The 12863-nt window shown below is 58.1% G+C and carries 10 protein-coding genes; 6 read left to right on the top strand and 4 right to left on the bottom strand.

Annotated elements, in window-relative coordinates:
- Window positions 1–131 precede the first annotated feature (131 nt).
- On the top strand, window positions 132–995 hold the full coding sequence (locus tag HUW35_RS15565; protein ID WP_181253146.1) for a mechanosensitive ion channel family protein: 864 nt from the start codon (window positions 132–134) through the stop codon (window positions 993–995).
- 22 nt (window positions 996–1017) lie between these two features.
- Here the strand turns inward: HUW35_RS15565 and HUW35_RS15560 are convergent, their stop codons facing one another.
- Both HUW35_RS15560 and HUW35_RS15555 read right to left on the bottom strand, forming a co-directional pair.
- Window positions 1018–1221 (bottom strand): zf-HC2 domain-containing protein, encoded by a 204-nt coding sequence (locus HUW35_RS15560; protein ID WP_255463338.1) that lies wholly within the window; start codon window positions 1219–1221, stop codon window positions 1018–1020.
- On the bottom strand, window positions 1221–1922 hold the full coding sequence (locus HUW35_RS15555) for an RNA polymerase factor sigma-70 (RefSeq protein ID WP_181253144.1): 702 nt from the start codon (window positions 1920–1922) through the stop codon (window positions 1221–1223). Before HUW35_RS15555 ends, HUW35_RS15560 begins: the two co-directional genes overlap by 1 nt.
- A gap of 365 nt (window positions 1923–2287) precedes the next feature.
- On the opposite strand from HUW35_RS15555, the gene modA reads away from it, so the two are divergent.
- From modA to modC, 3 genes are read left to right on the top strand one after another with little or no spacing between them, the layout of a single operon-like run.
- On the top strand, window positions 2288–3055 hold the full coding sequence (modA, locus tag HUW35_RS15550; RefSeq protein ID WP_181253143.1) for a molybdate ABC transporter substrate-binding protein: 768 nt from the start codon (window positions 2288–2290) through the stop codon (window positions 3053–3055).
- Window positions 3045–3737: a molybdate ABC transporter permease subunit gene (gene modB / locus HUW35_RS15545; RefSeq protein WP_181253142.1), complete on the top strand. Its 693-nt coding sequence runs from the start codon at window positions 3045–3047 to the stop codon at window positions 3735–3737. Before modA ends, modB begins: the two co-directional genes overlap by 11 nt.
- Window positions 3727–4866 carry a molybdenum ABC transporter ATP-binding protein gene (gene modC, locus HUW35_RS15540; protein ID WP_181253141.1) on the top strand — a complete coding sequence of 380 codons (1140 nt, stop codon included), beginning with the start codon at window positions 3727–3729 and terminating at the stop codon, window positions 4864–4866. The genes modB and modC overlap by 11 nt, the downstream gene beginning before the upstream one ends.
- Before the next feature lie 66 nt (window positions 4867–4932).
- On the opposite strand, the gene HUW35_RS15535 is transcribed toward modC, so the two are convergent.
- Both HUW35_RS15535 and HUW35_RS15530 read right to left on the bottom strand, forming a co-directional pair.
- Entirely contained in the window at window positions 4933–8115 is a 3183-nt protein-coding gene (locus tag HUW35_RS15535; RefSeq protein WP_181253140.1) for an efflux RND transporter permease subunit, read from the bottom strand.
- 5 nt (window positions 8116–8120) lie between these two features.
- A complete protein-coding gene (locus HUW35_RS15530) occupies window positions 8121–9359 on the bottom strand; it encodes an efflux RND transporter periplasmic adaptor subunit (RefSeq protein WP_181253139.1) in 1239 nt (412 codons plus the stop codon).
- Window positions 9360–9693: 334 nt separating this feature from the next.
- On the opposite strand from HUW35_RS15530, the gene HUW35_RS15525 reads away from it, so the two are divergent.
- Together HUW35_RS15525 and HUW35_RS15520 are read left to right on the top strand one after the other, a co-directional pair.
- Window positions 9694–10350, top strand: coding sequence for a TetR family transcriptional regulator (locus HUW35_RS15525; protein WP_181253138.1), 657 nt, complete (start codon window positions 9694–9696; stop codon window positions 10348–10350).
- A gap of 370 nt (window positions 10351–10720) precedes the next feature.
- Complete coding sequence (locus tag HUW35_RS15520) at window positions 10721–12823, top strand: carboxy terminal-processing peptidase (RefSeq protein WP_181253137.1); 2103 nt, start codon at window positions 10721–10723, stop codon at window positions 12821–12823.
- The last annotated feature ends 40 nt before the right edge of the window (window positions 12824–12863 follow it).

Here is a 12863-nt window from a genome sequence, read left to right as displayed (position 1 = left end):
GCAATTTCATCGACTCGGATACACTCCCGCCAAGTTTTGCCCGGGCTTCAGCCCGGCACGCCATACTTTCAAGAGTTCCCGCCGCCGCGGGACATCTTCGCCCTTCCCTGCACAGCATTACCGAGCCCTTGATGAACACTGAAGTCTTGCGCCAATTCCTCGAAAACAAACTGGCCTGGAGCCTGCTGCTGATTGCTGCAGTATTGTTGTGTCGGTACCTGCTGGTAGTGCTGTTTCGACGCTCCAGCTGGCAGCGCCAGGACATCCGTCGCCGGGTACATATGGTGCATAACTTCGCCAACCTGATAATTGTCATCGGGCTATTTGCCATCTGGGTCTCGGAGCTGCGCGATTTTGCCCTGTCCATCGCCGCCTTTTCGGTGGCGATCGTGATCGCTTTGCGCGACGTAGTGGCGTGCCTGGTGGGCGGCATTTACCAGGCGAGCATGCGGTCTTTCACCATCGGCGACTGGGTGCGGATTGGAGATCAGTTCGGGGAAGTCATAGACAACAATTGGCTGAGCACCACGCTGCTGGAGATCGATCCCCACGGGCTCGGTAACGGCTATACCGGCACTACGTTGTATGTACCCAACAACGTGTTCTTTACCCAGCCGGTTAGAAACCTCAACTTTATGCGCCGCTATATCGAGCACTCTTTTTCCATCGTGCGCGAGAGCAAGGGCAAGAACCCGTTCGACATCAAGCCGTTTATTACCGAGCGGGTGCTGGAGCACTGTGAATCGTTCAAGGAAGTGGCAGAACGCTATTGTAAGTTGATCGAGAGCCGCATGGGCGTTGACCTGGCGGGCACCGAACCGAAAATCAAGGTCAGCACCAGCGAGCTGGGCCACGACGTACTCACCATTACCCTGTTCTGCCCGCGTGAAGATGCTTCGGAGATCGAGCAGAAAGTTACCGAGGATTACTACCGCTTCTGGTATGGCGACGCTGATCGCAGCCTGGAATCTGCAGAGCAATCCAATGCCGGGTGAGCGGGCCGGTTAGCGCTTCCGGTCACGTCGATTCGCTATCGTCTGACGATGGGGGCTCGCCCTTGGCGTAGCCCCTGGAGATCGCGCGCAGGGAGTCCATCTGCGTAGCAAAGTTCCTGCAGCCCTTACACAGCATAAGATGAATCCGCAGACTGAATTTTTCGCGGCGATTCAGCGGGCGCTCCTGTCGCAGTGACAGCAACTGGGTGGCCTGTTTACACTGCATCACTGGCGCTCTCCTTCTTCCGCTGCTGCCTTATGGTCAGATTCCCCGCTTGTCGAGGCGTTGAACCAGCTGTTCTCCAGGCACTCCCTCAAACGCAGTCTCGCCCGGTACAGCAATACGTGAAGATTGCTGGTGGAAAGGCCCAGTTGATCGCAGATTTCACGGGATTCCAATTCGATAAATTCTCGCATCATGAATACCCTTGCCTGTTTCTCGGGAAGTCCGTTAAGACACGCATCAAACACTCGCCAGAAGTGGTCGCTCTGGACACCGCCCTGGGGACCGCTCCAGCTCGTGGGCCGCTCTGCGCGGTGCCAGTGTCCATTGGCCTTGAACAGTCCATCGATAAATACCTGATCCTGACGCTCTGCATCTCCCAGTTCGCTGGTGGCGATCACCCGCTGACGGTAGCGCAATACGTCGGCAATCTTGTACTTGAGAATGGAGAACACCCAGGTGCGCAGCGCAGACTGCCGGGCAAATGAATCCGCATTCTTGAGCGCGCCGGCCAATGCTTCCTGCACGGCATCTTCCGCCTGATGGTCGTCGCGCAGCTGCAGCCGGGCAAACCGGATCATCTGGCTGCGCAACGCCTCCAGAAACCGGGGATCGTAAAGCGATTCGGCTTCCCCGACGGACCCAATGGCGTCCTCGGCTGAGGAGCTTGCGGGCTTTTCGGGAGCGGTATTGTTGTGGGACATCTATCGTGTGGCTCAAGCAATACGCGCCTCTAGAGGCAGCGAATATAGTGGCGGCAGTGAGTATGGGTCGGTCAGCACGCCCGATTCTTACACTCGGTGCTTTAGCGACCCGTTTAAAGGTTATCCGGAGCATTAAAACCCAGCCCATTTCCAGCTGTAAACCGGCCCTGGGGGCTCGCCGCAGCTTTGCACACACGGGCCGGAGGCAAACAGAGGTTGCGGAATCCCGACGTATCGCCAACCATATAGCGAATACTGGGTAGTGCGACACCCGTTTGTGGTCAATTGGTACACAGATGCATATGCAACTCCACGGCCTTCGCCGGCAACTGCTTCGGTACGGGCACAGCTTGAGAACCAAAGGGATGGCGCTGCTCACCAGCGTAATAGCAGCACTTGCTGCGACAGAAACGGTTGCAGACGAGGTGACCATTGCGGTCGCCTCTAACTTCACCGCCCCGATGCAGGCAATCGCCGCCCGTTACGAGGCGAGCAGCAATCACAAGATAAAGCTCGCCTTTGGCTCTTCAGGGAAGATCTACGCGCAAATCCGCCATGGCGCCCCATTCGATGCATTTTTCTCCGCCGACCAGGAGAAGCCCGCACAACTGATTAGCCACGGTCTGGCAGAGACAGACTCACGGATCACCTACGCGGAGGGGAAGCTGGTGTTGTGGTCCACACAAAGCGATCTGGTGGACGACAGCGGCACAATTCTGAAAACCACGCGATTCAACAAACTCGCCCTCGCGAACCCGAAACTCGCGCCCTATGGTGCGGCGGCACAGCAAGTGCTGCAGAATATCCACCTGGATGCAGACACTCGTTCGCGCTGGGTACAGGGCGAGAATATCTCCCAGACTTATCAGTTCGTGGCCAGTGGTAATGCCGATATCGGATTTGTCGCGCTGTCCCAGGTGATGCGCGATGGTGAGATTGAGGAGGGCTCCGCCTGGATTGTTCCGCAATCCCTTTACACACCCATCAAGCAGGATGCCGTCGTGCTAAAACGCGCAGCGGCTAACCCGGTGCTCGCGGAATTCTGGGCATTCATCCAGGGCCCGCAGGCGCGTGCGATCATGGCTGCATATGGTTACTCGGCAGCCCAGGGGGAGCACAGCCATGCTGAGTGAGGCCGACCTCGGGGCCATCTGGTTAACCTTGCGGCTCGCTACCACGGTGACCATTCTGCTGCTGATTCTGGGTACCCCTCTGGCACTGTGGCTGGCCAGGACCCGTTCGATCATCAAAGGACCGGTGAGCGCCCTGGTGGCGCTTCCGCTGGTACTCCCCCCCACGGTACTGGGCTTTTATCTACTGGTATTTATGGGCCCCAGCGGCCCCATGGGAAAGCTTACCGAGGCGCTGGGGCTCGGCACCTTGCCGTTCACCTTCTGGGGGCTCGTTTTCGCATCGCTGCTCTACTCGCTACCGTTTGTGGTACAGCCCATTCAGAACGCCATAGAGGCGCAAGGTGTGCGCCACGCTGAAGTGGCGGCCACACTGCGCGCCGGGCCGTGGGACACCTTCTGGCATGTGACACTGCCGCTGGCCAAGCCGGGAATGCTTACCGCGGCAGTACTGGGTTTTGCGCACACCGTCGGGGAATTTGGGGTTGTACTGATGATCGGTGGGAATATTCCCGGTGAGACCCGGGTGGTTTCCGTGCAGATTTACGACCATGTGGAAGCACTGGAATATACCCAGGCGCACTGGCTGTCGGCGGCGATGATCGGCTTTTCGTTTGCCGTATTACTCCTGCTCTACCTGCTGCAACACCGCAAATCATCGCGGGGTATGCGCTATGGGATATAAGCCGACATCCGGACAGGGCATTCAAGGACATTTCTATTTGCCGCGAAGTGATGGTCGCGCGCCTTTCGCCCTGGACGTGCAGCTGGATCTACCCGGACGCGGGGTAACCGGAATCTTCGGCCCATCCGGTTGTGGCAAAACCACCCTGCTCCGCTGTATTGCCGGCCTGCAGCCCTGCGAGAACGGCAGCCTCGCGATAAATGGTGAAACCTGGCAATCCTCGGGGGATCAACGGAATTCACTGCCTGTTCACCGTCGGCCGCTGGGGTTTGTTTTTCAGCAGCCGAGCCTGTTCCCACACCTGAGCGCGGGAGAAAACCTGGCGTTTGCACGCAAGCGTGCCCGGCAAAAGGTATCGGACGATGAGTACCGGGAAATCACAGAGTTGATGGGTATTACCCGACTGTTATCCCAGCAACCGGAAGCACTATCCGGCGGCGAACAGCAAAGAGTGGCCATTGCCCGCGCACTATTGATCAAACCGCGCCTGCTGTTGATGGATGAGCCGCTGGCCTCCCTCGACCAGATGCGCAAACGGGAGATTCTTCCCTACCTTGAAAAACTGCACCGCTCCCTGGAAATCCCGATCCTGTACGTAAGCCACTCCGTAGAAGAAGTGGCGCGGCTCGCAGATCACCTGCTGTTGATGGACGAAGGAAAGATCATTAATGAGGGGCCGGCAACCGCACTGCTCTCCCGCGCGGATTTTCCCGTGCAGCTGGGAGACGACCTGGGCGTGCTGCTTGAAGCAGAGATCGTGCAGCGGGACCGCCAGTGGAATCTGCTCAGCGCCAGCTTTGATGGCGGCAACCTGTGGTTGCGGGATACCGGGGAACAAGTAGGGGATTCGATTCGCGTGCGTGTGCTCGCGCGGGACATCAGTCTGACGCGGGAGGAGGATATGCAATCCAGCATCCTGAACCGATTGCCGGTACAGGTTGAGGAGATCAGTCCGGACCGAGATCCGGCCATGATGCTGATCCGCCTAAAGCCACAATCCACATCCGCCAGCGATGCCAATGTATCGCGCCTGATCGCACGCATCACCCGCCGCTCCGCGCATCAGTTATCACTCGATACCGGAAGCGCCCTGTGGGCACAGATCAAATCCGTGGCTATCGTCCGTTGACCAGACAAAAAAAAGGCCGGGCTGCTTGCGCCAGGCCCGGCCAAGGTTTACAGACTGGTCGACTGATTACGCGGGGTCTGTAGTCGTTTCCCGCTTTTCCTGGGCTTCTTTTTCAAGAGCCAGCGAATCGGTAAAGCGGTTTTCTGTCTCGATTGCCTTGCGGCCACCGAACAGTTTCTGCACCACCACAAAGAACAGTGGAATAAAGAAAATACCCAGCAGCGTGCCTACGATCATGCCACCCAGCACGCCGGTACCGATCGCCTGCTGCGCACCGGAGCCGGCACCGGTGGCGAGTGCCAGCGGCAGCACACCCAGGCCAAAAGCCAGTGAGGTCATGATGATCGGGCGCAGGCGGTCGCGTACCGCGTGCATGGTGGCCTCTATCAGCTCCATACCCGCTTCCAGATTCTGCTTGGCAAACTCCACAATCAGGATCGCGTTTTTACTGGTCAAGCCCACGGTGGTCAGCATCGCCACCTGGAAATAGATGTCCCGGTCAAAGCCACGCAGGTAGCTGGCAAGGACAGCGCCGAGAATACCCAGCGGCGCAACCAGCAGTACGGCGGTCGGCACGGTCCAGCTTTCGTACAGTGCGGCCAGACACAGGAACACAATCAGAATCGACAGCGCATACAGCAGCGTGGTCTGCGAACCCGCCTGCTGTTCCTGATAGGAAAGCGCGGTCCATTCCAGCCCAAAGCCTTCCGGCAGCTGGCTCACCAGACGCTCCATCTCCGCCATGGCTTCACCGGAGCTCACGCCCTCGGCGCCCTGCCCCTGGATCTGCAGCGCGGGAACGCCGTTGTAGCGCTCGAGACGCGGGGAACCGTACTCCCAGTCAAAACTGGCAAAGGAAGATACAGGCACCATCTCGCCGTTGTTGTTACGCACAGACCACAGGCGGAAGTCTTCCGGATCCATCCGGAACGGTGCATCAGCCTGCATGTAGACACGCTTGATACGACCGCGGTCGATAAAGTCATCGATGTACTGACCGCCCCAGGCTACGCCCAGCGTGCTGTTGATATCACCAATCGAAACGCCCAGCGATGCCGCTTTGGCATTGTTCACCTTCAGGCGGAACTGCGGCGTATCCTCCTGGCCATTGGGACGCACGCCGGTCAACAGCGGGCTCTGCGCCGCCATACCAAGCAGCTGGTTGCGCGCCGCGATCAAGGCTTCGTGCCCCTGGTTGGCATTGTCCTTCAGGTACATGGCAAAACCAGCAGAGGTGCCCAGCTCCGGCAGTGCCGGCGGCGAAAACGCATAGGCGATCGCGTCCTTGATCTGGCTGAGTGCGCCCATCCCGCGCATGGCAACAGACTGAGCCTGCTCGGAATCTTCCTCGCGCTCGTCCCAGTCTTTCAGCTTGATAAAGGCCATCGCATTGTTCTGGCCACTACCGGCAAAGCTGAAGCCCTGCACCGAGAACACGGATTCCACCAGATCGCTCTCGTTGTTCAGGAAGTGATCTTCCACCTTACTCACGGATTCCATGGTGCGCTCCTGGGTCGCGCCAACCGGAGTCTGGATCAGCGAGAAAAGCACGCCCTGGTCTTCTTCCGGCAGGAAAGAGCTCGGGGCGCGCATAAACAGGAACACCATGACCCCGGCCAGCAGCGCGAAAATCAGCATAAAGCGGCCACTGCGCGCAAGAATGCCGCGCACACCGCGCTGGTAGGATTTTGCACCGCGATCAAAGTTGCGGTTAAACCAGCCAAAGAACCCTTTGTTGGTAGCGTGCGAGCCCGGCTTGAGCATGGTCGCGCACAATGCCGGCGTCAGCACGATCGCAACCAGCACTGAGAACGCCATGGCAGCAACGATGGTGGCCGAGAACTGCCGGTAAATAACCCCGGTGGAACCATCCATAAACGCCATGGGTACGAATACCGCAGAAAGCACCACACCGATGCCCACGAGGGCGCCGGTAATCTGCTTCATGGATTTTTTGGTGGCTTCCTTGGGGGACAGATTCTCTTCGTGCATCACCCGCTCGACGTTCTCCACCACAACGATGGCGTCATCCACCAGCAGGCCGATCGCCAGCACCATGGCGAACATGGTCAGCATGTTGACGGAGAAGCCCATCAGCGAGAGCACGCCGAAGGTACCCAGCAATACAACCGGGACGGCAATCGTCGGGATGATGGTTGCCCGCAAATTCTGCAGGAACAGCAGCATCACCAGGAATACCAGCACAACCGCTTCGATCAGGGTATGCATCACGCCCTCGATCGACACCTTCACGAACGGCGTGGTATCGAACGGAATCACGGTTTTCAGGCCCGCCGGGAAATTGGGTTTCAGTTCCTCGAGCTTCGCCTTGACCGCCTCTGCGGTATCCAGCGCGTTCGCACCTGTAGCCAGGGAGACCGCAATGCCCGTAGCGGGGGCACGGTTATAGCGGGTGATGTTGCCGTAGCTTTCCGCACCCAGTTCAACACGCGCCACGTCACCCAGCCTGAGCAGGGAGCCGTCGGTATTCGCGCGGATCACCACATTGCGGAATTCTTCCGGGGTTTGCATACGGCTCTGCGCCGTAATGCTCGCGGTCAGCTGCTGCCCCTGCACCGCCGGAGTACCGCCCAGGCTGCCGATGGCAACCTGCTGGTTCTGGTTGCGAACCGCGGCCATGATGTCGGTGGGGGCCAGTTTATAGGCATCCAGCTTGTTCGGATCCAGCCAGATACGCATGGCATATTTGGAGCCAAACACCTGAATGCTACCGACACCCGGTACACGGCTCAGTGGATCGACCACGTTAGAGACAACAAAGTCAGCGATGTCGGCCTTTTCCATACTGCCGTCAGAAGAGACAAAACCGGCCACCAGCAGGAAACCACTGCGGCCCTTGCCGACGGTGATTCCCTGGCGCTGCACTTCTTCCGGCAGCAACGGCATGGCCAGCTGCAGTTTGTTCTGCACCTGAACCTGGGCGATATCCGGATCAGTACCGTTTTCAAACGTCAGGGTGATACCGACGGTACCAATGGATTCACTGGTAGCAGACATATAGATCAGGCCGTCCAGCCCTTTCATGTTCTGCTCGATCACCTGGGTGACCGTATCCTCAATCACTTTCGCCGAAGCACCAGGATATGCCGCCGAGATAGAAACCACGGGCGGTGCGATATCCGGATAGCGCTCTACGGGCAATTTGGTGATCGCGAGGCTGCCGAACAGCATCACCACAATTGCCATCACCCACGCAAAAATCGGGCGATCAATAAAGAAACCTGCCATCGCTGTTACCCCTTGCGCGTTTCGCCGGCTTGTTCTGGGCTCTCGGAAGAGCTGGACTGTGAGGTAGTCGCTTCCGCAGCACTATTGCCGGGTGCCGGCAAATCTACCGGTGCTGGCGTTACTGCCTCGCCGGGATTCACCACGACGCCCGGGCGAATCTTCTGCAGGCCTTCGACAATCACCCGATCACCGGCTTTCAGGCCACTTTCCACCAGCCAGTTGCTGCCGACGGTCTGGGAAACCTGCACCGGGCGCACCTCAACGGCGTTCCCCTCGCCCAGCACCATCGCGGAGGTGTTGCCTTTCGGGTCCCGGGCGATTCCCTGCTGCGGCACCAGAATCGCATTCTGACGCTGGCCACTACCCACCGATGCGCGTACATACATGCCCGGCAACAACAGGTGGTCTGGATTGGGCACAACCACGCGCAAGCGCACGCTTCCGGTGGTCGGGTCCACGCTCACTTCAGAGAACTCGAGTTTTCCAGCGTGGGGGTATTGACTGCCGTCTTCGAGCAGAATGGTCACGGGCAGGTTCTGTGCGCTCTGCATACTGCCGGAAGCCACCGCCTGACGCAGAGACAGGATTTCGCTCACCGACTGGGTCAGATCCACATAAATCGGGTCCAGTTGCTGCACTGTAGCGAGGGCAGTCGCCTGATTGGCCGTTACCAGCGCACCCTGGGTCACCGAGGAGATCCCGATCCGACCGCTGATCGGCGCACTGATACGGGCAAATTCCAGCATTACCTTGCTGCGTTGCAGTGCCGCCTTGGCGGCTGCGACGTCGGCCTTCGCTTGTTGCAGTGAGGCAATCGCGGTGTCGTTGTCCTGTTTGCTCACTGCTCCGGTCTTTACCAGGTCTTGGGTACGGCCCGCGTTCAGCCTTGCGATACTCAACGCAGCCTGTGCGCGCTCCAGAGAAGCCCTGGCACTGTCATAGTCCGCCTGATAACGCGCGTCATCCAGCTGGTACAGGGCCTCGCCGGCTTTCACCAGGCCACCCTCATGAAACAGCTGCTCTTTCACCAGGCCATCAACCTGCGGACGCACTTCTGCCACCTTATAGGGATTGGTACGGCCCGGCAGTTCGCGAGTGAGCGTTACTGGCTCACTGGTGAGAGTGACGACGGTGACCTGCGGCGTATGTCCCTGCATTGCCTGCTGCTTTTCCCCGCAAGCAGACAACAATACCGCTGCCAGCAACAGACTGCCGGAGATCAACGACTTCTTCTTGTGCAACATGGAAACCTCGTTATTACATCCATACCGGTATCGAACCGCTGACACCCGGTTGGCTGAACCCAAATATAAAAGGCATCGCAGCCGGCAAATCCCCGGCATCACGATGCGTGACAAACGTGACGGGCTGACTGACCCGGTCATAAAAAAGACAAAAGGACCAGACTAACGTGACTTATCTGGCCTAATGCACGCAATTTAAATACATGCATGAATGAATATCAACTATTTATTCACGCATGACTATGAATTAAACTGGGCCTTATAACGTGCCGCTTGGTACATAGATTTTGTTGCCGGTCAACGGCACGCAAGAGAGATACCCAGGAACCGATTCATGGCGAAACGCAGAAAAGAAGACGCACTGGAGACCCGCGAACGCATACTCGACGCGGCCATTGATGTTTTCGACCGACGAGGCGTATCTCGCCCTTCCCTTACCGAAGTGGCAGAACTGGCCGGTGTGACCCGCGGTGCGGTATATGGTCACTTTCAGAACAAGGCCGACCTGTTCAGTGCCCTCGCCGACCGTATCCAGTTACCCGATGAATCGCTCTGTCAGGCGCCGCTGGAAGGCTGCAAAGACCCCCTCGGCGAGCTCACCAACCGCTGGCTGTATATGTACCGCGAAGTAATGCTCAATGAGCAGTGGCGAAGAATCTTCTCCATCATTCTTCTGCGCTGCGAGTGGGTAGCGGAAAATGGGGAGATCCACCAACGCTGCTCCGAAGGCCACGAGGAAGGCACCCGACGCCTGAGAAGCCTGGTCACCGCCGCGGTTGAGGTTGGCCAGCTGCCTGAAGACCTCGATATCGAGATGGCGGTGCCGATTCTTCACGCCGGGGTCCTCGGTCTGCTGCAGGACTGGCTGATGAACCCCGATGCATATAACCTGCTAGAGGTCGGAGAAAAGCAGATACCCGCAATGCTGGAGATGCTGCAGTCGTCGCAACATCTGCGCAATACGGTGCCGCCAGTTGCGCTCAATATCTGAGCTTCAGCAATCGCAGTGCTAAGGTACCGATATGCCCTCGGATAATCGCGCAGCTCATCGCAAATGGGGGTCAGCCCGCCGAAATTGCCGCTCCAAGTAGACAATTGAGCAATATTCATACGGATCGCGCTGGGCGCGGGTGAATATTTGTGCAACTTCCTGCCCAGAAACACTTGATGGCGGGAAAAGCTTTCTCCAGGCTGTCTCAGTTAAGGCACCTTTCGCCTCGATGAGGAAGCAATTCATGCCTTTCGGAGCTTTCAGCCTTTATACTTGTCCTAAGCTATAAGTCGCCACTGCTCCGGAAGACCGCTTCCGGCCCTACTTTGCAGTGGGGCGCCTTGAAGTAGGACGTATAAAGAGACTCCTTATGCTTAGCAATCGAATAGCCGCACTGATTTCCGGCCTTTCCTTTTCCTTCCTGGTTCTCACCTCACCAGTGTCACTGGCGGAAGTCGAAGATCTCAAGCCACACGAAGATCAGGGTGGCACCGCCCGCGAGATCGTCAGCAAACTCGAAATGCTGCACTACAACAAGCTGAAAGTGGGTGACGAAATGTCCACCGGGCTGTGGGATGAATACATCGACAGCCTGGATCCCACCAAAAGCTATTTCCTGTCATCTGACATCAGCGAATTCCGCCAGTGGCGCAGTAAACTGGACGACGACCTCAAGGCCGGAAATGTCGATCGCGGGTTTGAAATCTATAACCGCTATCGCCTGCGGGTATCTGACCGCCTGAACAATATCGTGTCCCAGCTGGACAACGGCCTGCCGAAGTTTGACTTCACCAAGGACGAGTCTCTGGAGCTGGATCGCGAAAAGAGTGACTGGCCCCAGTCCATCGGTGCTGCCGATGACCTCTGGCGCAAGCGCCTCAAGTCCAGTGTGCTCAATCTGCGCCTGACCGGTAAAACCGACGAAGAGATCGCCGACCTGCTGAAGCGCCGGTATAAGGGACAGCTTAAGCGTCTCGGCCAGCAGAACTCGGACGATGTATTCGAGCTCTACATGAATTCCCTCACCCGCCTGTACGATCCGCACAGCAACTACCTGTCGCCGCGCTCGCTGGAGAACTTCAACATGAGCATGTCCCTCTCGCTGGAGGGGATTGGTGCGGTGTTGCAGATGGAAGATGAATACACCAAGGTGGCGCGCCTGGTTGCCGGTGGTCCGGCAGACCGCACCGGCAAGATCAAGCCGAACGACAAGATCGTGGCCGTGGGCCAGGACAAAGACGGTGAAATGGTAGATGTCGTGGGCTGGCGCCTCGACGACGTGGTCGATCTGATCCGCGGTTCAGCCGGCACCTTTGTGCGCCTCGAAACCATTCCCACCGGCAGTGACGGCACCCATCGCACCATCACCATCAAGCGCAGCAAAGTGAAGCTCGAGGACCAGGCCGCGAAAAAAGCCACCTTCGAGTTCTCTGATGGCGAACAGAACTACAAGGTGGGGGTGATCAACCTGCCCACCTTCTATATCGACTTCGAGGCCTACCGCCGTCGCGACCCGAACTACAAGAGCACCACTCGCGATGTAGCGCGCCTGCTGGATGAGCTGCAGAAAGAAGGCGTGGATGGCATTATTCTCGACCTGCGCAACAATGGCGGCGGCTCCCTGCAGGAAGCCACAATGCTCACCGACCTGTTTATCGACCAGGGCCCGGTAGTGCAGATCCGCCATGCCAATGAGCAGATTTCCCGCCACAACCGCTCGCGTTCCCGCGCCATGTACCGCGGTCCGCTGGTAGTACTGATCAACCGCCTGTCCGCATCCGCATCCGAAATTTTTGCCGGCGCAATCCAGGACTACAACCGCGGCCTGGTTGTCGGCAACCAGTCTTTCGGTAAAGGCACTGTGCAGACCATGGCGCCACTGAAAGAAGGCCAGCTCAAGATCACCCAGTCGAAGTTCTACCGGGTATCCGGTGACAGCACCCAACATGCCGGCGTATCCCCGGATATCAGCATGCCGCAGCTTATCGACAGCGAAAGCGTTGGCGAAAGTGCCTACGATACCGCCCTGCCCTGGGACCGTATTCACGCTGTGCGCCATGCCAAGTACTTCAACCTGAAGGAAATGGTCCCAGACCTGACCCGCAAGCACGACAAGCGTACCCAGGTTGATCCGGACTTTGTGTTCCTGCGTGAGCAGTTCGATTACCAGATCGAGCGGGCAAACCGCAAAAGCGTTTCCCTGAACGAGGAAGCGCGCATTCAGGAGCGGGAGGAAATGAACCAGGAACTGCTCGCCATGGAAAACAAGCGCCGTGAAGCCAAAGGCCTCGAGCCTTACGAGAGCTTCGAAGCCATGGAGAAGAGCGAATCCGAAGACACCGAGCCCGTGGGCGGCCCGGTCGAGATCACCTTGGAAGATGATCCGGTATTGAATGAGGCGGGCTACATCATGGCGGACTTTATCGGCCTAAAAAAACACGCTAGCTCGCCGCAAGTTGCCAACTTCGACTGAGATATTGCGCTGAGCGAATAAACAAACAGGCCGGTTTGCT

The organism is Microbulbifer sp. YPW1 (genome assembly GCF_013367775.1).
Taxonomy (GTDB): Bacteria; Pseudomonadota; Gammaproteobacteria; order Pseudomonadales; family Cellvibrionaceae; genus Microbulbifer.
Note: the sequence above shows the minus strand (reverse complement) of the source record. Positions and strands in the feature narration are given on the sequence as shown.